This is a genomic window from Paenibacillus alginolyticus DSM 5050 = NBRC 15375 (genome assembly GCF_000422905.1).
Taxonomy (GTDB): domain Bacteria; phylum Bacillota; class Bacilli; order Paenibacillales; family NBRC-103111; genus Paenibacillus_E; species Paenibacillus_E alginolyticus.
Map to the genome: position 1 here is coordinate 39168 of NZ_AUGY01000047.1, position 24967 is coordinate 64134.

Below are 24967 nucleotides of genomic sequence, written 5' to 3' on the forward strand. Positions count from 1 at the left end.
ACGTTACGTCCCTCTCTGTGATATGGAATTTGTTTTTCGCCAGGCCCACAAGACAGGACGCAGGGGGAAATAGAGGAAGTGCAACCTTTTGGGTAATGTCAATGTATCGGCATCCTCTGGATAAGGGTAAAAGAAACTCAACACGAAAAGTATTTTTTGTTGAGCAGACATCAGTGAAAATAAATGCTTTTTATGATATTTGGACACGTGCTCCGGAACGGGAGCTGTATGCAGATTTACCATTTGACGAATGTAAAACAGTGCATCCGCAGCTAAGCGCTTTGCGCGCTTTCCTGTGGTCATTGACTCCATTTCAGCTGTCAAAGGAGTATGCAGCAGCTGCGCAGCCAAAATCATTGCTTGCGCCCCAAGATGAAGCTGTCTATTTTTCGTAAGAAGCGTGTGAAGCTTGGCATAATCAATATTCTGCCTGGTGATCCGATCCATATCTATCAACCAGCGAAGCCGCGACCATCCATGACGTGCCCCATGAGAAGCAAGAAATAGAAATAAATCCTCTCTCCCTAAATAATAGACAGGATGACTGGTAATCTTGCTTATCCGTTTTCTTTCCCATAATTCATCAAAACCTGGCTCTTTCCCGGGCCCTGGGCCTAATCTCCAATGAATTTCGAGTGTAACCCTTTTATCAGGGTGGATAAAGGTCGCATGATGATGTCTCCATTTCCAATCATCCAATATCGTATTGTATTCTTCTTCTTTCACATAGCCTTGACTTCTGAGCAGTTCATGGGCTTGGTCCACATGCTGTATCGGAATCAGGATATCCAAATCACGGGATGTACGAAGGGATATATTTCCATAAAGGTCATCTGCAAGAACTGGTCCTTTCAAGACGATCGTACGGATGTCAGACTCGGAGAACAGCTTACAAATTTGCTCCATCTCTGCACTCAATCGCAGCATGTTGAAGGTGTTTTCTTGATAATCCTTTTGCAGAGCATTCATGACATACGTGGGGATCCAAGCTGAATCTGTTTGCCGAAGATTGGTATATAACAGGGAAAATACCCTATGATGTCTTGCGAGCTGCAGAAAGGCTCCCCAATCGATTTCATTTGCCTGATCTTGATCTTTCCATAACATAGATTCCCCTTTATCCATTCTCATAATGGATAGCAATAACGTCAATTCTTTTGAAAAGTGCATCGAATCCGAACGGAAATCGTTTTCCATCTTAATCCCCTTCATTCTCTATTCACTTATATATTTGGCAAACTTGCCGACAACTGCGAATCGTTCCATTCCTTCTGCTCCGGTTATATAGAAGGGTCCGCTGCGAAGCCAAGCATGAGCAACCATTTTGCCTGAATCGTCCCTACCGGTCCCTAAATAGAGCGTGCTTTCGATCTGGCGCTTTTCAAGCATTTTCAAAGCGGCTATCGCTTTAACCAAACATTTGCTATCCCATAAGGTATGTTGACTCATAATCTGAATCACATCGTGCACTTTCAGCAATGTTGCTGTGTGCTTGTGGATCTGTGCATTCGAAGTTTCCTCCATTTGCGCTCCTAGTGAAGGTGCGACTTTAGAAAAGGGCAGGAAGATAAGAAAGCGTGCCCATCCCAAATATAAAAAAGCTTCTATAAAAATAAGCATTGTTTTCGTATCTAGTGAGAGAAATTTTTTCACCTTATTCAAATTGCCCATTGATTTTCCACGCCAATTAACTTTTCATCCATTAAATGTGTCAAAAAAGAGATAACCTGCTGTTCACACTCGCTTTGATCCACCTCATAATCGGCCACTAAGTTTGCAACTAACTGCTTAACTGCAATTGGCTCCTCGATTGCATCCCAAATTATCCCGCCAATTTCACCTAAATTGTAATATTTCCCATTTTGAACGCTCAGCATCACTTTTTCTCCGCCCATATCACTTACAATGTTTCCTTTACCTTGGACAACAATATCCTGCAGCGAAAGCGCTTGGTTTTTGATCATGATCTATGCCTCCAAATTTAATGTTTCCATAATCGTTGTTACTAATTGAGGCGCCGTGAAGCCAGATGCCGGGCGGCTTAGTTGGAACATTTGAACGTTATTTACAATACTTACAGAAGTGTTAAAATGCCATTCGGTCAATCCTAAGTCCGGAATAAGGAAATTACGATAGGTATGGTAGAAAAGGGTTTTGAATCGTTCAAGTTTTGCAATTTGACGAATAGCAATCTCTTTATCCTCTGTTTTCACTAGTTCAATTACGCCTGCAAGCGGTAATGAGCCTGTAAAGTATTTAGAGGACACGGGGATATAGTATTTATCCACTCTCCCGTACAAGGATTGGTACTCACTCGACTCCATGCCGAAGTTAGTGAGACTATCCTGCCATAGCTTCTGCTGGGGATAGGAAGAAGTAACATAGGGCATGTTTTCCCCTGAAAGCCATACAGCAATGACATCGTCACTTAGCAGCTGATAGCCTTCGTTAAGGAAAGCTGAGGCCAGTGTAGACTTCCCTGCTCCTGAATCTCCGATAATGGCATATGCTTTTCCTTGAATGGCCACTAAACTGCCATGCAGTGGAAATATCTTCCTTTGCATCAATATGACACCCATACAAGTTCCTAGAATAAGAAGTCGAATCTCGCCGTCCTTCGTTTCTTTCATAGGTGAGAACGTGATTCTTTTTCCTTCTTTGATTGAAAAGGTAGCAATTTCGGGAATATGAAAGATGACTAAATGATCTTTCACTACAAATTGATTAGGCTGAGCCGTTAGCTCAAAATAGAGCCTAGTTAGATCTTCATCCTTTTTAATTTCAATATCGATTTCTTCTATTTGTTCGTCCACTATAGTCAATTCCGGTAAAGCGACATCGCTTACGATCGTTAAGCCGAAGGCTTTGTAGACGACTTTTTTTTCGACTTCTATCATTTTTCCACTCCAATACATCCATTATTATGTTAAAGGCCCTTATACTCTCTTGATGTATAAGGGCTTTTAACATATGTACGAATTCGTAAGTAGCTTTGAATCTAAATCAATCTTAGCTCCATGTTAATTTGTCTTTAGGAGTACCTTCCGTATAAGCATGATCAAGGTGGTTACCATTTTTCGGATCAAGCATTGTTTGATTAACATCCAATACTTCAAGCTCAGGTTTCAACCATTCTTTTTTCATATATTTCACCTCCTTTCAAGCAAATTTTTTCATATATCGATATAGAATTAAACTGCGCATTAGAATCTTATAATCAGGATCCGTAGCGTCTTCCGGCCGGGCTCCACCCTCAGCCTTTAAGAGAGCTGCTTGGATGACTTTACCATCCAGAAACTTTAGAATGGTTTGGTCTGCACTAAGCTTCCTCAGCTCATCTACAAATGTATCCCAGTACGGAATCATACGATGCAGCCAGTCCGCTCCTTGAACTCCCCGATAATGTTGATTTAACCTAACTTTATCAGGCAATAATTTCTCAGTTGACCTTCTGATAAGAGCTCGATCCATGCCATTTTGAACATATTGTTCTTCGGGCACAGATAAACAAAAACGGATGACGCGCAAATCGTTGGTTGGATCGCGCTGCCATAATGCATAACGCAGGGACAATTTCGTTGTCAGCGTATTGGTAGCATTCCAATGGAACACATCTGCAAAATGCCTTCTTCTTAGTTCATAAATATTCGATGTGGAGAACCACCCTGTATGATCGATGCCAAACTCGCTTAATCTTTTGAAAACATTCGTTCTTTGCGCAAATTCCTCATTAATTATTCTTGGAAATGTATAGGGCTTACCCGAAGGAAACAGCCGATCAATAAATGGAAATGCGACTCTTGCCACAAGAGGGAGCCTTCGCAGTCTGGGTCCTCCCACGGTATTGCTATAGTGGTGCAATTCTTGAATGAGGTGAATCCACTTTATCTTTTTCAAAAGGAGCGCATAATGGTTCAAGGCAGATCCCCATGATATGCTTAAGTTCCCTCTCGCACCGCTTAGCAGTACCCCGATTCCTTCCTTTTGAGCCTTCTCAAACATACCTTTGATCCAAAAGGAGTTTTCAAAGTACTTGTATGGCATCTCCATCATTTCCAGGTAATCGTCGATTTCTGAGTAGGAGTTCGCCCCCTCAAAAGCTAAGTAATGATCTCTGATCCCACCTACATGCTGTACAGTCGATTGAATAAAAGGTCTTTCATCAGGCATTAGGTATCTAGGCGTATAATCTTCAAAATCATTTGGAGGAATATAACTGAATGTATGCAGTTGTTTCTTTCCCTCACGTAGACCCTTTGCCGCAAAGCTAACGATTGAGCCTGAATCTAATCCCCCGCTCAAGTGAGCCCCCACGCCACGGTAAGTACGCAAGCGTGCTGTTACAGCTTGTTGAAAGACTTCTTGAAACGCTTCTATATACTCTTCATTTGAGCTTAGTTTTAATTCCTTCCCAGAAGTTATGGTACAATATCTGGTAAGCGTTATTTGATCTCCAACTACGGAAATGCTATGAGATGGAGGTACTTGTTCAATATGTTTATTTGGCGTTAATGAAGCATCCACCGTATCCACCACTGAAGTGATAGCCAAGTATTCAGCGAGCCATTGTTCATTCAACTCCCTCTTCACATAGGGTAATAGTAGCAGTGGTTCGATGATCGTGCAGAAGGCAAATCGCTCGCGATTCCGGAAAAAGTACAGTGTTCGGCTTCCAGAAAAGTCTCTTGCACCAAAAAGCCGCTGGTTTCTTTCATCCCAAATCATAAATGCGAAGTCACCCACTAAATATTTCGGCGAGTCTACTCCCCATTTCAGGTAAGCAAGCAGTATCAGCTCGCTGTCAGGCATTTCATTTCTCCGACCATACTCCACTTGTAGTAGTTGAAATAATTCCTCACGATTATCAATGATCGCGTCTGCTGTAATGGCCAGCTTTCTTTCAGAATCATAGTACGGATTTCGTTCACCGACCGATTCGGGTGTAATCCACTGTGCATGACAGCCTAGGAAAACTTGCCCCTGCTTCCATGTCTGAACATCATCTGAAGGATACTTTGCAAATCCTTGCATCAATCTATGGCCATGTTCAGCATTCACTGGCTCTTGATCTAGGTGAAAGATTCCGGCTATTGCACTCATTCTTTTCCTCCACTTTGCTATCTGATAAAAGGGAATCTCGCCCTTTTGATGTTCTCATTAAAGAACGTTTCTATGCATGGATTTACTTCTATTGGCTTACATGACGATGTAAGAAATTCATTTACATTCCCTAAAGTCGTTCTTTATCGAGAACAACCTCAGAATATCATCTTCTATCATCACTGTCAACAACTTCCTACATCTTTTTGATCTTATGCGATAACCTCATATTTCCTATGCTATACGTGAAATTAACGAGCGCTGCCCAAGTATGCGCAAGCGAATCAAAATCGAAAAATTCATAATAGACCCAATTTACATATTGTATGTATGTCTTGTAATTTCGATCTCTAATTGCATTGTATTGCCACCAAAGGTTGATTCCTTTTTTAATGGGCAGCTCTTTAATGCCTGCTAGATGTGGAAAGTGGTGGTAAACAATGGCTAGTGTCCTGACGGTCCTTCTCAAGGTTTTGTGGGTAGCAGCATCCTTCTGTAAACGGATGTAATCAATTTTATCCTGCAGGATATGGATCATCTGGATGATATCCAAAAAATATTTAAGAGAACACAAATTATGCCTCCAACCATGCAAACAAATCATATAGAACGTGTGGTAATCCGATAATTCCTTGATATACCGGTATGATCCTATGGCTGTGGCTTGCTCCCAGAATTCATCCATATTTATATCAGATGTTTTTTCTTTCATCAAATCCCAATGTAACTCAATTGTCAGAGGAATTGGTGATTCAGGTATTTCTTTACTGAAGCTCCAATGGAAGTGAGAAGGAATCCGTTCCTGCTCTATATACCCCAGTGATTTTACACAATGAATAGCTCTTTCCAGATCAAAAGGTTGCACCAAAAGATCAATATCGGACGTACCTCTAGCTCCTAAGTGTCCAAAATACTTTTCAGCAAAGAAAGTGCCTTTAAGAGGGATCGTCTGAATTCCCGCTTCTTCAAGTTTTTCTAATGCTATTTTCGTTTGGCTTCGGATAAACATATTTTGATATATGGTGCCGTTATATTTTTGTTGTAACTGTTCCTGAAAAAACGGCGGCATTTGCACCAATTGTCCCCGCTGCTTTAATAACCAATAAATCTGCGGTGATATATCAAAAAACTCAATATCCTCGAGTGCCTTATCAAAAAACTCTATTTCCTGGGGTATGGGGACTCTTGGATCATATAACGCTTGTATCAAAGTAATGATCAACGAGCTCTCCCCTTTTCTGAATCTGATTTAAACCGCGATACAGTCCATTCTCCATCATTAAATCGTGATGACGTCCTGTTTGGACAATTTTCCCTTTGTCCATGACAATGATGACATCAGCATTTTGAACAGTCGATAATCGATGTGCAATGACAAGCGTTGTGCGGCCAGTCATTAATCTGTGTAGAGCTTCTTTTACTTGATGTTCTGTCTCATTGTCCAAGGCGGAGGTAGCCTCATCCAGCAGGAGGATCGGGGCATTTTTTAACACAGCGCGGGCAATAGCCATACGTTGTTTTTGTCCACCGGACAGCCTTACCCCTCTTTCCCCAATTTCTGTGTCATAGCCATGAGGAAGAGATATGATGTAAGGATGGATGTTGGCAATCGAAGCAGCCTGCATCATCTCCGCATCCGTAATACCCTTTCGAGCTAATAGGAGGTTTTCCCTTATCGTACCGCCAAATAGAAAGGTTTCTTGAGAAACATGGGCAAATAAACTCCTTAATTCGGAAGGCGAGAATGCTTCACTAGAACGATCACCAATGAAAATCTGACCTAATTGCGGTTTGTAAAATGCTAAGAGCAGATTAAATAATGTCGTTTTTCCTGCCCCGCTCAAACCGACTATGGCAACGACCTTTCCGGCCGGGATCTGCAAATTTAAATGGTCAAAAATGTTGTTATGTCCATCATAGCTAAACGTGATGTCCTGAAACTGAATAGACTTCTCCAATGGCATAGATTGGACGGCTAACGGTAAATCAGTTGATTCTGTTGGTTGCTCCAAGATTTTGAGTATTCTTTCCATAGCTGAAGATGATCTTTGAAAGCCTGCCCATTGTCCGGCGAGCTCTGTCAATGGATAAACCAAATGGTTAACCAGGTTAACAAAAATTAGCAAGGAACCTACTGATATTAAACCTAATGAGACGTAATACGAACCCATACAGAGACTTACAAGAAAAGTTATCGTAGAAACAGCATGCCCCCCTACATAAAACCATCCACGCAATTTTGCATTCCTTAACTCTAGGGCATAGAGTTCTTGATTTTTACTAACATATTTCGCAAATATTGATTTTTCCATGGTAAATGATCGAATGACTTGTAAACCATGAAATGTTTCATTTAGAAGGGTACTAATATTTCCAATCAGGTTATGAACCAATCTGCCATTGTTACGGAGTAATAAACCGAAGATAATACTAAATAGCATTGCAATCGGAGCGACTAGTACGCAAATGAGCGCTAATTTCCAACTAATTTGCATCAAATAAATCAAAACAGCTAAATAAATAAAGGGGAGTCTTATAAGGTCAATTAGGCTTCTGCCAATAACACCGTTAATGTTATGAATATCATTGGAGAAGTGAGACATCAGCTCACCAGAATGGTGGTTGGACACATGCTTTCCAGATAGAAGCAATATATGTTTAAATAAGTGTACGGAAAAATCCCTCTTCACAGCATTTGTTGCAATAGTTTCAAAAACGGTATTCAGATAAGTCGAAGAGATACTAAGAATAACAAAGCTAATTCCAATTGGAATTAACCACTTCATTCGTACGAAATTACTTTGAATAGCAGCGTCCGTCAGGTTTCCGAAGAACCAAGAATAGGCCAACGTTAGGGTGATATCAACGAATAACAAGAAAAAGAGAATGGCATACGCCTTCCAGTGCTGCAGCATATATGGACTCAGTAAGGTATAGGTTCTCTGAATATCCTTGAAAGTTATGTATTCCCTTACGGTTAATAGGTACCTTCGTATTATTCCAGTCATAGGTCACTCCATAGAAAGTCTAGGCTTGCGTGCTTTCTCTTCGATTTAAATAACCTCTTAACAATTGCGATATCATTGGGAATGCGAGGACAATTTGGCCCCAAACATATGAGGGTAGACTCGAAACATGGATGATCCGCCCATTCCGCCTAATCCAGGTCATCTTGCCAATTAACTGCTCCTGTGCAATAGCCTCATCATGCGCTAAGTTGGTATCTCCCTTACAAAGGTAATGCAACTGCTCGTTCCTAGTTACCAATCGGCAGAAACGATGGGCGACTAAGTTACCATGAGGTGTATGAAATAGGATGACATCGCCTTTCTTCAGGTTTGCAGCCTGCGTGGAAACAAAACGGCAAATATCCCCCTTCTTAATAAAAGGATACATACTCGTTCCACGAGCTGGAAGCTCGATCCATCCTCTTTTATTAATTGCATGAGTCATTATCTGTACAAATTCCTTATGAAACTGCATGTTGAACCAAGCCGCGTCCAATCATATCGTTCAAGAACGCTTCAATATCTTCTTCTACCGTTTCGTTGACAAATTCGTACTCCTTTCGAATTGCTTCGCTAATAGAGCCAACCGTCTGAGCTGCGCCAAGCAATGACCAGCAAAATCCACCCACTCCGTTTAACTTCGTTAAGGTATACTCATCTGTGTTCAAAATAATCCATTCCATATCTAATTGAATAGACTCATAATCATTCATCCGAAGGTACTGGGTCATTACGAAATCAACTCCCAAAATGTATCGTTTTTTTGAAAATGCAGCTCGCAAATCGAGACCGAATTGACCAATTGCTGCAATAATTGAAGTATGCCCCCGATTTCTTCAGGGCTGTGAGACCAATAAAACACTTTATCCATGAGATGAAGGAATCCATTCGACTTACTAAGCGGAACGATGTGATTATCGACGGCCTGATTCAATAAATATATCCCTGCTAACGGACTATTTTCTTCTGCGCCTGTTGTTCGGTCCAGCTCACTTCGAAATGGGGAGTTAAAGATGATCACCTTATCCGACGTAATTTTGACAACAGTTGCTTCATCGGAAAGAAGGTTACGAGGCATTGATAGTTTAGCGGCGGTAGATTTACCAGCACCTGAATGGCCTGCAAACAGATACGCTTTTCCCTTATCCATGACGCAGGAAGAATGAATTAACAGTCCCCACTTGTGATGAACCACATAGGAGCTGTACATATTCATTAGGGCATGCTTTAAAGCCAATTCATTGTTTACGGAAATAACAGCGTAACGATAATCCAATTCTGCTTCGATCAAATAATCAGCCCTGCGGAAGGAGATGCTATCGACTTCTTTGGTAATTTCGACGTCATAATCAACAAAGGAAATTCCATATCCCTCTTTGATATAAATAATGATATCAGGTTTACTTACGATCAGATCCGCAGCTGGGAAATTCTTACGCATGATGCACATTAATGCTTCTGATTGACAAATCAATTGAATGGCATGCTCACCAATTTGTGTATGAAAGAGTTCCATGCTTCATCCCCTGAGGTCGAATTGAAATTCGAGGTCAATAGCCTATTACTATTGACCTCCTTGGACAAACTTACTTATTCTTACCGTTACCGTTGCCGCCTCCGTTACCATTATGCGGTCCGGTGTACGGAGGGTTCGGATAATTAATGCCGCCATTCCCTGTACCCGGGTGATTTAGGTTACCTTTCCCCTTATTCCAGCTTTGAGCTGTCTCAAATCGAACGGGTTGTTGACTTAAAACCATGGGGCGCGCATACAATTTTTGTTCCCTCTTCGTATTTTCTTCCATCGTTTCACTCTCCTATCGTTTCAAAGTTTGGATAAGTCGTCTTGCTTCCCCGAAGGGTGTATCAATAATTTCGTATATACGAAGATATACCGTTGTTTCAAACCGATCCAAGTCAAAATTAATGGTCTGTGTGCCGCTAACCAGCTTGTTCTCACCCGTAAACGAAAGAACCTTCGTTACCATAATTCTGTTTTTGGCATCAGCCAATTCGAGCCTCATCTTGGAGAAGCTTTGATCGACGACGACTTCATCCTGAAGCTTGATATTGAAATCCAAATTCAGCTTATACGAGTAGGGTAAGCTTCCCGATGCCATATTATAGTTGGCTCCTGTCGACCAATCATTCAAAGTAACTTGAAAAGGGTAGAAGGCAAGGGACTTATCACTTGTCTCTTCCATAACCTTTGTTTTGAAGGCAGCCAGCGGAATATTGTAGGGCTCAACACTCTTCGTATCCAAAATCTGCATGGCCAACTGTTCACCTGTCTCCGTACTCGGAATGATAAATGAATAGTAAATGACGTAGCTAATATTAGGAATAAGCGTTTCTACCAGCGTACTTTGTCTGGTGCCTAAGTATTTATTACCGCTTTTGCTCGACAGCTCCGCCTGGAAATGAGGAACCTGCAATGGACTTTCGCTATGGTTGAGCAGCTTGAACTTAGCAACTGCTGCTTTAAAGCCGCCGCCAGCGCTTTCATGCAATTGCAGATCAACCATGGATACATCTACTTCAGGCCGAATCAACTTGTATAACGGATCAAACTTAATCGGCTTATTCCATTCATACTCTACTAAAGAATTCAAGTAGCGCAGATTACTGGCAGCTTCCGGCAATGCAATCGTCAATCTGCCTATTAAATAATTGTTGTGCGTTTTGTCATCAACCGCAAAGTCTTCGGGTGTCAGGATGGATAAGCTTTTCAGTTCCATCCTATTCCTGACTGGTATGGCATAGTGGACATATTGCTGCTCACCTGATTCAAGTAACAGCTTATCTTGTTCGAGCCGTTTGCCGGCATACACTTTTTTCTCAGATACCCCGTTTATTCGAAAATCGGGTATCGTTGTTTTCTTATCCCCCTTATTCGTTGCAAGCAAACCTACAATCGTCATAGGGCCATCTGGTGTATTTTGTTCATTCAGGCTAACCGGTTTGTATTCTACTGTGCTCGATAACACGGGAATCGTAAACGTATCTTCCCATTTCTTCATCATGGCGGGATCAGAAAGGACGGCCTTCTCCCCTTTCCATTCTATGGCGGATACGGGAATAGATAGGATTCTCTTTTCTTCTTTGGGATAGACGAATTCATCCACATCCAACCACGAGAGTTCGGTCAATGAAAAAGTGTCATAACGATCAACAACATTCATATAACTAAGCTCGGCAGTTTCTTTGGGTTGAATATTTTTGACATTAGCTTGACTAGGACGCATGATATATTCCAAGCCTTCTTGTGTCTTGACACGAACCTCATATTCCGGGACCCCCGTCAAGCGGTCTCCATCGTTAAATATGCGGACAACGGCGGCAATCCTAGTTCCTTCTGAGGTTGATTCATTTAAAATGCTTTTAACTTCCACCTTGATCGCATCGGTAAGTTGATAGCTAGTCGTACTCGATGACTGCGTATATTTCTCATCTGCCAATGCATGAAAGGACGCAGATGGAATAACGAGAGAGACGGATAAGATGAGCATGACCATGGTATGTTTCCAATTTATTTTCAATTCAAGTCACTCCATTTTTCATTATTGCTCTTCAATAGCCGTCATTTGGACTTTTTCTTTGTCTTTTAACTGATTAGGATTGGATTTAACGACTAATTCCCCTGCTTTGACTCCTGAAAGCACTTCTTGATTAGGTTCATTTAGCCTGCCAAGTTGTACGCTGCGTTTCTCGACAATATCGCCCGATAGTACGAATACGAAGGCATCATCACCCTCTTTAACGATACTATAGGTTGGAACGGTGGGAACGATTTGGTCTTTCTCCTCTGTCATTTGAATCCTTAGCTTCATGCCAGGCTTCAGGGTCAAATCTTTATTAGGCACTTCTAAGTTGATTTCATAAGCTTTCGTTTGCGGGTCGATCACTTTGGAGAGATAACTAATTTTCCCTTTATACATCGTCTTAGTTCCTGCTATATAGTAGGACAGCTCTGTCTTGCCACTTAAGTGTCTCGTTTCTTCTTCCGATAGCTGAGCTTTAATTTTAATCGGATCCAGTCTCTGAATGACACCAATGGTAGCACCCGGCTGCAAGCTCATCCAGCCCTCTAACGGCATCTCCGATAACAGGCCGCTCACAGGGGCTTTTACTTCAAGATTTTTCATGGATTGATCTACCTGCTGCAAGGTTACACGAGCATTTTTGAGCTGATCTTCCAATTCGGAAGTAGCATCAATCGGTTCCAAAATGCTTAGTTTCTGCTTGAGCTGATCCAGATCCATGCGGGCATTCATCATTTGGTTTTCCATCTGATACAGCTGGGCTTTCGTAACCAAACCAATATCATAGTCGTTCTTCATTTTATTGTAATTTCGCAGCAAGCTCGTCATGCCTAACTCCATTTTTTGAATGGCATTGCTCATTTCCAGCTTCTGGCTTTCCATTTCTTTTTTTGCTCTAATTTTTGCTTTTTCTATGGCTGCCTGGGCTGTTTTGACAGCAGCGTCCGCTGCTTCTCGCTGGGCTGAGATCTCGCTTGACTTTAATTTGACGATTACATCTCCTTCTTGCACCATATCTCCGCGCTTTTTCAGGATTTGATCAACGTCTCCAGCCATCTTGGCTACGACGTCGAATTGAACGGAAGATTGAACTTCAGCCGCACGTTCGAGCGGATCTCCAATTTTTTGATTAATGACCTTAAATACTTTGACATTTTTTAAAGCCTGCTCCTGAGATACAGCATTAGCATCCGGATTTAACGGGGCTGTTTCGGAGCATCCGGCCAGAATTCCAATGCTCAGCGTCAAGATGCAGGCGGTTCTCACGACTCGCCGATGCGGCTTTCGTCTTTTTTGTCTCATTAGCTATAAACTCGCTCCCCTTACTACAATTTTTTACCGACAAAAGCTACATATAGGTTTCCGCATGATGGTCTTTTATTTCGTTCATAACCACCCCAATCAGCTTGGCTTTCGCAAGCATAAGCTCCTCTTTCACCTTCTTGGCTGCGCCACGCTTCACCTTGCCATATTCCACAATGAGAAGCACCCCATCGCACTTGGTCGCCATTATTTTCGCATCCGTTAACGTTAAGACCGATGATGTATCCACAATGACCATGTCGTATCTGGTTCTCAGTTCTGCCAAGAGGTTATCCATCGCTTTGGATGCCAATAAACCGGAAGGATTCTGTTGGACAGGTCCCGAGGTCAAAATAGACAGATTTTCAACAATTGTTTCCCGTATGATCCCTTCCAATGCATTCTGATTAACCAAATAATTCGTCAATCCAATGCCATTATCTTCACCAAATGCAAGATGGATGGAAGGATTACGCAGATCCGCATCGAGCAGAATCACTTTCTTGCCAATCTGAGCATAAGCCACTGCCAAATTAATAGCTGTCGTCGTTTTCCCTTCACCACGGCCCGATGAGGTAATCGTAATCGTCTTCGCCTCACGTCCAAAAACGGAGCATTCGATATTAAATCTTAAAGACCGATAAGCTTCTGAGGTGGAGGAATCCGGATGAATTTGCATCATAATCGCAGAATTAGTGGATGGTTTTGGCATATGACGGTTCCCCTGCTTTTTTTCTAGATTTATTTTTCTGCTTAGTTCGTAGTGCTTTGCTTTTCACTTTTGGTATGTACCCTAAGGTTGATACTTCAAATACCTGACGAATGTCTTCATCTGTTTTTAACGTATCGTCCAATGCATCCAGCAGGAAGGTAAGACCGATCATTACAGCTAAGGAGCCTACAAAGCTTAGAATAAGATATTGATTTGATTTTTGGTTGATGGGTGCGGGATTGTCCTGTACTTTTGCTCTATTTAATATGGTTATATTATCCACTTTCATAATCTTGGGAATTTCGGTTTGAAAGACATCCGATACGGCATTCGCGATTCTCACTGCCTTTTCATGCGAGAAGTGTCTTGCAACGATCGTCATGACTTGCGTTTCATTTAAATTTGATACATTTACGATAGAGATGAGTTGGTCGGAGGAAACATTTAAATCGGGGTAACGTTGAACAACTTTATCCATAATAGCTGGGGTCCTGATGATTTCTTTATAGGTATTCATGAGGGCAATATTAACACCGATCGCTCCGTAATCGATCTGTTCTCTACCTAATTGGTCCTGTTCAACCGTCTTGTTAACGATCAACTTGGTCGAAGCTTGGTAAATGGGCTGATAGTTGGATGAAGTATACAAAGCAGTTAGAATCGTTGTCACCAGTACGACTAATACGATGAGCCACAAGCGTTTCTTTATAATCATTAAATATTCTTTAAAATTGATCTCCATGATTCCCCTCCGTAGGAAGTCTACTTGCATTTGGTAGAAAATAACGAAATCTTTGATACTATTTGTATCATGATGATATTACTACTTTAAGATACTTTTTGTATCATGTCAATAAAATATTTGCTACTTAGGTTCCAAAATGTATCAGGTAAAATCTTCATAAAAAAAGAGAAGAATTCCTGTTTTCAGGAGTCTTCTCTTAGGGCTTTAGCTCATTCCTATTGTCGTTATTCTACTTGATTCATTCGTTCGATTGGAGAGGGTTAGAGCCTGCTGCAGTAGCATCGCAAGCAGTTTCCGCATCGAGCCTATGCCAATTTTGCTCATAATATTAGCCAAATGTATTTTCACAGTTTTCTCACTGATGTAACAACTTTCAGCAATCTCACGGTTGGTGTATCCATGGGTAACAAGTAAAGACAGAATTTCAGATTCACGCTGCGTGAGGCCGTAATTCGCAAAAAACTGATGAAAAACCAGCTCTGGTTCCTTGGTTAGCTCCACATTTACGTAACTTTCATGTTCTGTAATCAACCTATTTGTCATCCGATAACTTCCTTTATATATGTCTAATTGATTGCCAAACGATCTCTCATATCACAACTTCACTTATATGGATGTGTCTTTCTCGACTTAGGTCTAGAAATGACCCCTCAATCTTTACAAGCGGGTTTGTATCATCCGTAGGGTTAATATAAACGACCTCGCCAGAGCGGCCGTCGGTTAGCTTTACTGTTCTGCCGATCAAATTATTAATCATATTGGTAAGAAATACTGACACAATGTGGGGGTCCAATTCTCCGAAAAACCCTTTCCTCATCCGACTTACAACCTCGTAAAAGGGCATCATTTCATGATAAGGCCTCTTCGAGGACATCGCGTGAAAGACATCGGCAACGGCTACAATTCGGCTCATTCGATCCAACTGGCTATCCCTTAATTGCAAGGGGTATCCGGTGCCATCTGCCCGTTCATGATGCTGTAGAGCAACCAGAGCTACTCTGTAGTTAATCCCTACCGTTTCCTTAAGCATGTTATAGCCTAGAATCGTGTGTCGCTTTATTTCATCGAACTCTTCTGAGGTTAGTTTCCCCGGCTTCAACAGAATCTCTTGCGAAATCTTGATCTTACCAACATCATGCATCGTTGCCGCCAGCGATAATAGCGCCACTTCATTATCAGCTAAATTTAACCATTTTCCAATCAGCGTTGAGAGTATGCCTACACCAATATTGTGCTTATGCGTGTACTCATCTTTCGCTTTGACAGCTTCAAACAATTGAAATAAATCGGGGTTCTCAGCAGCCTGCAGAACGATAGGAATCAATTCATTCTTGATTTCCAGCAGCGGAATCTTCTTCTGCGATTGAATACGCTCGAATAAGTCCTTGGCATATTGAGAAGCTTTTTGGACAAGGAGTTCGGAAGAATCTGGTGGGGATACAGAAACAAGCTTATGCTCATACATGGTTGTCGTAATGATTTCCATAAAGTCAATGCGATGCTGTCGAAACAAATCCAAATGCTCTTGATTGAGAACCGATTGACTTGGTACTAAGACAAGTCCATGGCTTGTTGTCACATCGTATTTCAACATCTTACCCAATAGTTCTCTCAATAAAGCCCGCTCCAATTATTTCAAAATATAACCATTTTCAATTATATACGACAAAATTAGTACAATCTATGGGAGCAGAATCCCGTATTTCACTGGAAAATGTAGGTTAAATCACCTATGTCATTTCTCGAAACCATCAAAAGTAGGACTATTGGTCTGCTTTTGTTGTTCAATTGACGTCAAATCCACATCGTGACATCCGTCTACCTTGCTGCATATAGTAAGTATCGACTAATCCGCTTCTACCTAAGGAGGAAATTACGCAATGGCTTCAGACAACAAACAAGATGAACTTCGTGAATTCGAAACTGAATCCGTACAACCTGAAACTTCGGAACAGTTCTATCCGGCTTCATATCCGCAAGCTTTTCCTTATCCGTATGGCTATACAGTGCCCCAAGCTTATGATTGGGTGCCAGCTTACGATCCGCGCGGCTTCGGATTTCCGGGCTTACCCGGATTCGGCATGACTCCTGGTGCTCCCGGAACCGGTATGACTCCTGGTTTCCCCGGAACCGGTATGACTCCTGGTACCCCCGGAGCCGGTATGACTCCTGGTTTCCCCGGTGCCGGCATGTCTCCTGGATTCCCTGGATCTGGCATGACTCCTGGCTTCCCTGGATCTGGCATGACTCCTGGGTTCCCTGGATCTGGCATGACTCCCGGGTTTCCCGGATCTGGCATGTCTCCTGGGTTCCCTGGATCTGGCATGAATCCTGGTTTCCCTGGATCTGGCGGGCAGCCTGGCTTCCCTGACCAACCTGGCTTTCCTGGGCAACAGCAAGGAGGAGAGCAAGCTCCAACTTCGGCGCCTCCAGCTTATACACCGCAGAAGCCGTTTAAATCGGAAGGTGCCTCCGCTTATGCCGTAGACCCGGGAAGTATTCGCCGCTGCTTGTTTAATTTCACTTATGTCTGGCTCAGCAACGGTCAGCAGTTCTGGTATTTCCCTACCTTTGTCGGACGCAATTCAATCGCAGGCTTCCGTTGGACTGGGTTCTCTTGGATGTATTTCGGTATCGATTTGCGCTTCATTGACTCATTTACTTGTTAAAATAATACGAAAAAGGCTGCTATTCTCATAGTAAATTAATACCCGGAAGATGGAACTTTGAAAAAAGTGACATCTCTCGGGTCTTTTTGCGTTTACAATCAATTCACAACTGGTATTCATAACTCCAAAATGCGAATTTTATTTCGAATTATTGACCATTAGCAATGAGCATAAAAAAAGATGACTTCCGGTGAATTCTGCGTACGGGATCCATCTTTTAACAGCTTAATCTAGGGTCTTTCTTCTAAGTATCAACGAATAGCGGCACATTATATCAATTGAATAACAGCCTTCTTTCTTATCAGCCTTCCTGCCAAGCAAAACGGTATCCAATCCCAGGCTCCGTAAGGATATACTTCGGTCTTGTCGGGTCCTCTTCAATCTTTTTCCTCAGATGACCAACATATACTCTCAAGTATTGGCTGTCTGATTCATACTGCTGACCGCCCCAAACTTGTTTGAGCAATTGTTTGTGTGTCATTACTCGTCCTGCATTCAATGCGAGAACTTTCAACAAATCGTATTCCGTAGGTGTTAATTTGAGTTTCTCATCATTTAGCTCTACACTACGTTGTGATAAATCAATAACTAAATGACCCAGTTTCAACACCGGTTCATCTTGCGTCTTGGCGATATGCCGTAAGGCAACTCGCATACGGGCCATAAATTCGCCCATGCCAAACGGCTTCGTTACATAATCGTCGGCGCCGCGATCTAAAGCGGCAACTTTATCCTGTTCCTGGTCATGAGCCGTAAGAATAATGATGGGCACCTGCGACCACTCGCGGATATGAGCCAACACCTCCATGCCCGTCATATCAGGCAATCCAAGGTCTAAAACAATTAAATCAGGGCGCACCATCGTAGCCTGCAGCAAGCCTTCTTGCCCAGTGGAAGCTTCAGCTGCTTCAAATCCATGTGCAATTAGAGTGACGCGCAGCAACTTTCGTATTTGTGGTTCATCATCGATGATTAGGATCTTCGCTCCTGTAGTTGTCATTCCCATCCCCGTCTTTCTCAGCGAATTGTAATGGCAAGCTTATCCGAATAGCTGTTCCTCGATTCCCATTGTTCAAGGCTGCAATATGGCCTCCATGTGCTTCCACAATGCTTTTACTGATTGCAAGCCCAAGCCCTGTTCCTGGGATATGTTTGGTTAAATGGCCTCTATAAAATTTCTCAAATACCCGCTCCAAATCAGCTGAGGCAATGCCTGCACCCTGATCTTTGATAGTCAAATCAAGCATGGCTTGGTTGTGATCCGCTTCAATCACAATTTCGCTTCCATCCGGCGAGTACTTAATAGCATTACTAATGACATTAATCAACACCTGTTCAATAAGAACTTCATCTAGAGGTATAGACGGAAGATCTGGCGCAAGACGTATGTTTACTTTTCTGTGCAGCAAAGCGTCGTTCAATTGCGTAAGCGCGACACCTACAATATCCTCTATCCCACACCACTGTTTATTTAAACGCAGCATGCCGCTCTCAATCCGAACCATGCCCAGTAAATTGCCGACCAACCGGTTCATCCGGGTAGCTCCCTCTCGAGTCGTTAGTAATAACTCTCGTCGATCTTCTGGACCGAAGACGTCTTCACCTTCTAGAAGTCCAGTTACTGAACCTATGATTGTTGCCAGAGGCGTTCGCAATTCATGTGAAAGCGAATCCAGCAGCGCGGTACGCAGCTTCTCTGATTCCGCAGTCAATTGCGCCACCTTGGCTTCATTCGCGAGTTTAACGCGAGATATCGCAACGGCCGCAAGATCCGAGAGTGCTTCGATGATCCGAATAAGCTCCGGCATATCCGACAAATGTCTATCGCCCACATGCACAGCAAGCACGCCATGGACCTGCTGATCCGTAGCTAAAGGGACATGCAGATCCGATGATTCACTGAGTGTAAGAGTCCCTCGTCCCGCAATGGAATTATGTTTGTTCACCCATGCGGCGATAGACAGGTGAGATTCATCACTGGCCCAATCTCCGCCATCCTTCGAGTAGGCTTCCAACTGCTGTTCACCCAACTGGTTGGGCAAAATGATAGCAGCCTTAGCTTGAAGCGTATCGGATATATGCTGAACAATCTGATCCAATAGTACATCTAAGTCTGAAAATGCTGTAATCTTACGACTTAGCGCATACAGAGCAGCCGTATTTGCTTCTCTCTGCTGGGCATGATGGATTTGACTCCGCAGCTTTGAAGCTAAGCTTGACGTTAGGGCTGCAACGGAAAAAAATACAATAAAAGAGATCACATAACGCAAATCTGCAACCGTCATGCTAAAGACGGGAGGCACAAAAAAGAAATCAAACGCCAATATCCCCATTCCCGCAGCAAAAAAGGAGGGGCCCTTCCCCCATCTTACAGCACTAAAAAGAACAGGAAATAAATAGAGCAGCGCAATATTAACTAAATCCAAAAAAAGACCAAAAACTCTTAGAAATAGGGTCGATACTGCAATATAAATAGCGATAATTAAATAAGATTTCCAGTTAATAAACTCGTTTGTTTTATTCTCCATGTGTTCATTTTACCTTATTTCCCGAAGTTTGCCACATCTCATAGTCAGCAACAATCAGCACATCCATTGTACTAGCAAGCGGCACAAGCTTTTTGACAATAGCGTCTTTCCACACAATAATTTGAGTGGCTCCCGCCTCACTTGCCTTGGAAGCAAAAACCTGCGGGATTTGGTTGCGGTTGGCCACCTCTTGGTATGAAAACTCTCCTCCGAGCCTACTGGTTAACCGCTCTAATGACTCTAGCTTCTGTTTCCACTCCTCTGCGCCTCCCACCGCAATAAAGCTTACATGCCAAGTTGCTTTAAGCCGATGCGCAATCCGAAAGCCGCGGCGAATTAAGCGATCGGCTTGTGAAATTTCCGTGACACACACGTAAATCACTTCTTTTCTGCGCCATGGACCACGAAGTGAGCTCTTGCGCTCCATAGATTCTAGACGTTCATCTACATCATCAGCGATTTCGCGCAGCGCGAGTTCCCGTAAAGCGATCAGATTCCCTGTTTTGAAGAAATTGTTCAACGCTTGATCCACCTTGACCATCGCATAAATTTTACCATCTCTCATGCGAAGCTGTAAGGCCCCAGGGGCAACATCGATCAACTGCACTTCGTCCGCCATGCGAAGAATACTGTCTGGCACAGTTTCCCTAACCCGAATACCCGTAATTTGTTCCACGGCATCATTTAAGCTTTCTAGGTGCTGCACATTAACGGTTGCTATGACCGATATGCCCGCTTCCAGAATTTCCATCACATCTTCATACCGTTTTTTATACTTACTGCTAGGTACATTCGAATGGGCTAATTCATCTACCAAAACCACTTCAGGTCTAAGACGTATGATACCTTCTGTATCCATTTCCTCCAGCTTTACACCTTGATACTGGATTTCTGCCCGCGGTATGATGTCAAGTTCCCCAATCTGTGCGATTGTCTCTTTTCTTCCATGGGTTTCAAGCAAACCAATCTTCACATCAATCCCCTTTTTGAGCAGATCGTTGCCCTCTCGCAGCATCGTATACGTTTTGCCGACACCTGGGGCAGCCCCAATGTAGACTTTAAATCTACCGCGTTTGATTTTTTCGATTTTCGCCTCTACTTCTTGTTTGCTCAATCGTTTATATTTGTAAGGTTCCTTCAAAGAGTGGATATGGGCTGGCAGAATGCGTTCACCCTCCTGAGAAGCACGATCAGCAATCAAGAACACATCGATATTTGTCGTTCTTTTTAACACGCCATTGATGACGGAGCCTTGTAAAAGAGTTTGCCATTTGGTTTGCTTAGAATGACCTAATACAATCCGTGTTACATGATGAGCTATCGCATAGTCGACCAATATTTGAGGGATGCTGCGACGGTTCCCAAAGGGCAGTTCCTCAAATTTGCCGCCTATTTTTTGGACAAGCTTCATAATCGCCCTGCGAAAAGTGGCCGCCTCCTTGGTGAGCGGCTTATTGAAATTACGCAGCGTGACCACATGAAGATCACCATTCAATCGCTTAGCGATCTGTTGTCCTCTGCGCACATAAATCGAACCATTCCAATGATACTGCGTTGTTACAAGGATGCGCTCGGTCGCACCAGATGGACCCAGAATCCCCATTTGTTCGCGATGTTCTTCCAGAGAATCATTAACGTCCTCAGCAACAAGACGAAGTGCCAGTTCTCGCAGCACGCCTAAATTACCGCGTTTGAATAACGCTGTATCCTTATTCCCCTTTAAATGGCCTTCTCCCAATCGACTTAATATTGTTTCAGGCGTCGCGTCGATTAATCGAACCTCATCAGCGAGTTCCAACGTATCTGAGGGAACGCAGTGCCCTACTTCAATGCCTGTTAGTTTATGAGCAACCTCCATCGCCTCTTCCAGCTCATATACATTCACCGTGGTTATAACACTAATGTCATTCGAAAGTAAAAACTTGATATCGTCTAATCGTGACGGAAACCGTGCGCCTTCTCGATTGCAATGGGCTAACCCATCTACGAGGACGACCTCCGGATTTCTCTCGATTAACGCATCCAAATTGAGATCTTTTTGCTCGACCCCGTCTTTGATCCAATGAATGCTTGGGACTCTTTCCAGATCCCCCAATTGTTCCACGGTTTCCGGTCTTTGGAGCGTTGATACGGCGCAAATGACCACATCGATCCCCTGCTGTTTGAGGTTTTGCCCTTCGCGAAGCATATGATAGGTTTTACCGGATCCACTGACGGCGCCGATATATATTTTAAAACTGCCGCGGTGGAGTTTAGAGATGGAATATAGGATTTCTTCCGGTGTTTTTCTTTTGAAACCATCCAAATGGCAACATTCTCCCTTCTCCCTAAAATGTGCAGAAACCACTCTCATAAATAACCGAGAGTGGTTGCCTGCTCATCTCACAATTTCACTTGCTTCAGCAGTTCCATATTTAATTCCGTCACATTGACTCTTGGCTCACCGAAAACTCCGAGTTGTCGCGTTTTGGAAAGTTGATCAACGAGATCATTGAGATTTTTCTCAGAGATCCCTGTTTCCTTGCTAATTCTCGGAACTTGGGCCTTAGCCCCCTCCGGAGATAAATCCGGATCGAAACCGGAGCCGGACACGGTTACTAAATCCGCCGGAATATCCGTTAGATTAGGATTTTCTTGCTTCAAAGCATCAATACTCTCTGCCATTGCCGCAGCATAATCGCTTGAAGCCACCGCTGTATTGGAGCCTGATGAAGCAGTCGGATCATACTTGGCGGCAGATGCTCTTGGATGGAAGAGCTTCGGTGACTCGAAATTTTGAGCCAATAATTCTGATCCAATCACGACACCGCCAGATTCTATGAGACTTCCATTTGCTTGTTTAGGGAATAACACTCCGGCTACACCAGTCGTTACGAGCGGATAGATGAGCCCACAGACGATCATGAACAATAAAGACACACGAACAGCTATAAAAACCGATTTCATAACGCTATCTCCTCGTTTCTCTTTAAACGATATTTAAACCGTGAAGCACCATATCTATGATTTTAATCCCAATGAAAGGCACGATCACACCGCCTAAACCATAGAGCAGAATATTGCGTGACAACAATTTATCTGCTGACATTGCCCGGTACTTAACGCCCTTCATGGCAATGGGGATGAGGAGCGGGATGATAATTGCATTGAATATGAGCGCTGATAAAATAGCCGATTCCGGCGAAGCCAGATTCATAATATTCAAGGCCTGCAGCTGCGGCATAGCTAAGATAAACATCGCAGGAATGATCGCGAAATATTTGGCAATATCGTTGGCAATTGAAAATGTTGTTAAAGCTCCGCGAGTGATTAGCAGCTGTTTACCGATGGAAATGACAGAAAGCAGCTTGGTTGGATCGGAATCCAAATCGATCATATTGGCCGCTTCTTTCGCAGCCATCGTGCCTGAATTCATCGCAAGTCCTACATCGGCTTGAGCAAGCGCAGGAGCGTCATTCGTTCCGTCGCCAGTCATGGCTACGAGCTTGCCTTCTTGCTGCTCTTTTTTAATCGCGGCAATTTTATCTTCCGGCTTCGCCTCAGCAATAAACTCGTCTACACCGGCCTCAAGTGCGATCGTTGCAGCTGTAAGAGGGTTATCCCCTGTACACATAACCGTTTTGATACCCATTGCGCGAAGTTCGGCAAAGCGTTCCTTCAAGCCCGGTTTTACCGTATCCTTGAGATAGATAACACCATAAATCCGCTCATTAACCGCGACAGCCAGCGGAGTGCCTCCGGCTTTGGCAATTCGGTTTGTAACTGCTTCTAAATCACTAGGAATTTTCCCGCCCATAGCTGCTACATATTTCTTAATTGCGTCGACGGCACCCTTGCGGATTTGTTTCCCATCAGCTAAATTAAGTCCTGACATCCGTGTTTCCGCAGTAAACTCCACCACTTCTGCCCCTTGATAGCTATCTGCTTGCCACGTCTCCCCAAGCTTATTCGCAAGCTCCACAATGGAGCGGCCCTCAGGAGTTTCGTCTTTCACTGATGCTTGTAAGGATGTAAACGTAATGTCTTTAGCGGCTACGCCATTCACAGGTATGAACTCCGAAGCCATCCGATTTCCGAAAGTGATCGTCCCTGTTTTATCTAGGATCATCGTATCGATGTCGCCAGCAGCTTCAACAGCCTTACCCGACATAGCAAGCACGTTGAACTGTGTCACACGGTCCATACCAGCGATACCGATAGCTGACAAGAGACCTCCGATTGTTGTCGGGATGAGACAGACCAGTAATGCAATCAGCGTGGAAATCTCCAATTTCACGTCCAAATACTTCGCCATGGGTACCATGGTCACAATGACGATTAAGAAGATCAACGTCAATACAGCAAGCAGCGTCGTTAAAGCAATTTCGTTCGGTGTTTTCTGCCGTTTGGCGCCTTCCACGAGCGCAATCATGCGATCCAAGAACGATTCGCCGGGATCGGTCGTCACTTTGACAACGATATAGTCAGAAGCGACACGCGTTCCACCTGTTACGGATGAGAAGTCGCCGCCTGCTTCCTTAATAACCGGAGCGGACTCACCAGTAATCGCCGATTCATCAATCGATGCCAAACCTTCAATGATTTCACCGTCGGACGGGATGATCTCACCCATTTCAATGCGGACCACGTCTCCCTTGCGGAGAGAAGTTGAAGATACTTCCTTATAAGAACCGTCCCTTTGCACCAAACGAGCTTTCGTATCCGATTTCGTCCTTCGTAGGGAATCCGCCTGCGCTTTGCCCCGCCCTTCAGCCAAAGCTTCCGCGAAGTTAGCGAAAAGCAATGTGAATAACAAGATCAGAAACACAGCGATATTATAACCCCGCCCTACTTCTGTGGTACCAAATAGATCGGGTGCGAGCGAAAGAAGAAGCGTAATGACCGTACCGATTTCAACCACAAACATAACCGGATTTTTGATCATCGCCCAAGGATTTAATTTTTTAAACGAATCAACGATAGCTTGATTCATAATTTCTTTTGTCATTGTTTTTTTGCGTTCTACAGCCATGGTAAATCCTCCTTGTATGCTAAGAGCAGTTCCTAATTCTTTAATGAATTGGAAATTGCTCTTATTATTTTTTGTTCCTTGAAAAATGAATTTGAACCGGTTGTGAACGTAGCTCAAGCGAAGGCGCGGGAGCCGTCCCAACGGGACGAAAATTTTTAAAAGGTGTTTACGATCTTGCGATGTCTTTGGGACAATGCCAATAGGTGCTACTGACGGGAATGTTCCTTACCCTCCTGTTGAACCAAGCATTTGGTTTCTTCCAATTTAGAGTGTTCCCTTGGCCTCTTCCGTATTTTCCTACACGCTGACTGTATCCCGTGCGCTGCCATCCCTTCCGCATTGCAGAGGAA

At 43.3% G+C, this 24967-nt stretch carries 24 protein-coding genes; 1 reads left to right on the forward strand and 23 read right to left on the reverse strand.

Annotation, left to right across the window (positions count from 1 at the left end; genetic code table 11):
- Positions 1 to 3 precede the first annotated feature (3 nt).
- The 18 genes from G519_RS0120925 to G519_RS0121010 form a co-directional block, all read right to left on the reverse strand.
- The gene (locus G519_RS0120925; protein ID WP_029196368.1) at positions 4 to 1197 is read right to left on the reverse strand and encodes a nucleotidyltransferase domain-containing protein; all 1194 of its coding nucleotides are present in this window, start codon (positions 1195 to 1197) and stop codon (positions 4 to 6) included.
- An 18-nt stretch (positions 1198 to 1215) separates the two neighbouring features.
- Positions 1216 to 1671, reverse strand: coding sequence for a lasso peptide biosynthesis B2 protein (locus G519_RS0120930; RefSeq protein ID WP_029196369.1), 456 nt, complete (start codon positions 1669 to 1671; stop codon positions 1216 to 1218).
- A complete protein-coding gene (locus G519_RS0120935; protein WP_029196370.1) occupies positions 1659 to 1967 on the reverse strand; it encodes a lasso peptide biosynthesis PqqD family chaperone in 309 nt (102 codons plus the stop codon). The genes G519_RS0120930 and G519_RS0120935 overlap by 13 nt, the downstream gene beginning before the upstream one ends.
- Positions 1968 to 2897 carry a phosphoenolpyruvate carboxykinase (ATP) gene (locus G519_RS0120940; RefSeq protein WP_029196371.1) on the reverse strand — a complete coding sequence of 310 codons (930 nt, stop codon included), beginning with the start codon at positions 2895 to 2897 and terminating at the stop codon, positions 1968 to 1970.
- A gap of 112 nt (positions 2898 to 3009) precedes the next feature.
- Positions 3010 to 3144: a paeninodin family lasso peptide gene (locus G519_RS50355; RefSeq protein ID WP_127527969.1), complete on the reverse strand. Its 135-nt coding sequence runs from the start codon at positions 3142 to 3144 to the stop codon at positions 3010 to 3012.
- A 15-nt stretch (positions 3145 to 3159) separates the two neighbouring features.
- Entirely contained in the window at positions 3160 to 5100 is a 1941-nt protein-coding gene (locus G519_RS0120950) for a lasso peptide isopeptide bond-forming cyclase (protein ID WP_029196372.1), read from the reverse strand.
- Between the two features lie 196 nt (positions 5101 to 5296).
- On the reverse strand, positions 5297 to 6322 hold the full coding sequence (locus G519_RS0120955) for a nucleotidyltransferase family protein (RefSeq protein WP_029196373.1): 1026 nt from the start codon (positions 6320 to 6322) through the stop codon (positions 5297 to 5299).
- Positions 6291 to 8108 carry an ABC transporter ATP-binding protein gene (locus tag G519_RS43880; RefSeq protein ID WP_051253552.1) on the reverse strand — a complete coding sequence of 606 codons (1818 nt, stop codon included), beginning with the start codon at positions 8106 to 8108 and terminating at the stop codon, positions 6291 to 6293. The genes G519_RS0120955 and G519_RS43880 overlap by 32 nt, the downstream gene beginning before the upstream one ends.
- A 19-nt stretch (positions 8109 to 8127) precedes the next feature.
- Complete coding sequence (locus G519_RS0120965) at positions 8128 to 8553, reverse strand: signal peptidase I (RefSeq protein ID WP_051253553.1); 426 nt, start codon at positions 8551 to 8553, stop codon at positions 8128 to 8130.
- 16 nt (positions 8554 to 8569) lie between these two features.
- A complete protein-coding gene (locus G519_RS0120970) occupies positions 8570 to 8839 on the reverse strand; it encodes a PqqD family protein (RefSeq protein ID WP_029196375.1) in 270 nt (89 codons plus the stop codon).
- Positions 8839 to 9624, reverse strand: coding sequence for a hypothetical protein (locus tag G519_RS0120975; RefSeq protein WP_029196376.1), 786 nt, complete (start codon positions 9622 to 9624; stop codon positions 8839 to 8841). The genes G519_RS0120970 and G519_RS0120975 overlap by 1 nt, the downstream gene beginning before the upstream one ends.
- A gap of 70 nt (positions 9625 to 9694) precedes the next feature.
- Complete coding sequence (locus G519_RS0120980; protein WP_029196377.1) at positions 9695 to 9913, reverse strand: hypothetical protein; 219 nt, start codon at positions 9911 to 9913, stop codon at positions 9695 to 9697.
- A 12-nt stretch (positions 9914 to 9925) separates the two neighbouring features.
- A complete protein-coding gene (locus G519_RS0120985) occupies positions 9926 to 11647 on the reverse strand; it encodes a hypothetical protein (RefSeq protein ID WP_029196378.1) in 1722 nt (573 codons plus the stop codon).
- Positions 11648 to 11668: 21 nt separating this feature from the next.
- Positions 11669 to 12952, reverse strand: a complete 1284-nt coding sequence (locus G519_RS0120990; protein WP_029196379.1) for an efflux RND transporter periplasmic adaptor subunit — start codon at positions 12950 to 12952, stop codon at positions 11669 to 11671.
- A 46-nt stretch (positions 12953 to 12998) separates the two neighbouring features.
- Positions 12999 to 13664 (reverse strand): CpsD/CapB family tyrosine-protein kinase, encoded by a 666-nt coding sequence (locus G519_RS0120995; RefSeq protein ID WP_029196380.1) that lies wholly within the window; start codon positions 13662 to 13664, stop codon positions 12999 to 13001.
- Complete coding sequence (locus G519_RS0121000) at positions 13645 to 14406, reverse strand: YveK family protein (protein ID WP_029196381.1); 762 nt, start codon at positions 14404 to 14406, stop codon at positions 13645 to 13647. Before G519_RS0121000 ends, G519_RS0120995 begins: the two co-directional genes overlap by 20 nt.
- 207 nt (positions 14407 to 14613) lie before the next feature.
- Positions 14614 to 14952, reverse strand: a complete 339-nt coding sequence (locus G519_RS0121005; RefSeq protein ID WP_029196382.1) for a response regulator transcription factor — start codon at positions 14950 to 14952, stop codon at positions 14614 to 14616.
- Between the two features lie 46 nt (positions 14953 to 14998).
- On the reverse strand, positions 14999 to 16024 hold the full coding sequence (locus G519_RS0121010; RefSeq protein WP_029196383.1) for an HD-GYP domain-containing protein: 1026 nt from the start codon (positions 16022 to 16024) through the stop codon (positions 14999 to 15001).
- Between the two features lie 265 nt (positions 16025 to 16289).
- Here G519_RS0121010 and G519_RS53295 point away from each other — a divergent pair, with 265 nt between their 5' ends.
- Positions 16290 to 17078, forward strand: coding sequence for a hypothetical protein (locus G519_RS53295; protein ID WP_307720100.1), 789 nt, complete (start codon positions 16290 to 16292; stop codon positions 17076 to 17078).
- Between the two features lie 301 nt (positions 17079 to 17379).
- On the opposite strand, the gene G519_RS0121020 is transcribed toward G519_RS53295, so the two are convergent.
- From G519_RS0121020 to kdpB, 5 genes are all read right to left on the reverse strand, one after another.
- The gene (locus G519_RS0121020) at positions 17380 to 18078 is read right to left on the reverse strand and encodes a response regulator (RefSeq protein ID WP_036633530.1); all 699 of its coding nucleotides are present in this window, start codon (positions 18076 to 18078) and stop codon (positions 17380 to 17382) included.
- Complete coding sequence (locus G519_RS43885; protein WP_064743498.1) at positions 18041 to 19606, reverse strand: ATP-binding protein; 1566 nt, start codon at positions 19604 to 19606, stop codon at positions 18041 to 18043. The genes G519_RS0121020 and G519_RS43885 overlap by 38 nt, the downstream gene beginning before the upstream one ends.
- A gap of 4 nt (positions 19607 to 19610) precedes the next feature.
- On the reverse strand, positions 19611 to 21911 hold the full coding sequence (locus G519_RS0121030; protein WP_029196386.1) for a histidine kinase: 2301 nt from the start codon (positions 21909 to 21911) through the stop codon (positions 19611 to 19613).
- A gap of 77 nt (positions 21912 to 21988) precedes the next feature.
- Positions 21989 to 22552: a potassium-transporting ATPase subunit KdpC gene (gene kdpC, locus G519_RS0121035; protein ID WP_051253554.1), complete on the reverse strand. Its 564-nt coding sequence runs from the start codon at positions 22550 to 22552 to the stop codon at positions 21989 to 21991.
- A 22-nt stretch (positions 22553 to 22574) separates the two neighbouring features.
- Complete coding sequence (kdpB, locus tag G519_RS0121040; RefSeq protein ID WP_029196388.1) at positions 22575 to 24617, reverse strand: potassium-transporting ATPase subunit KdpB; 2043 nt, start codon at positions 24615 to 24617, stop codon at positions 22575 to 22577.
- Positions 24618 to 24967 lie beyond the last annotated feature (350 nt).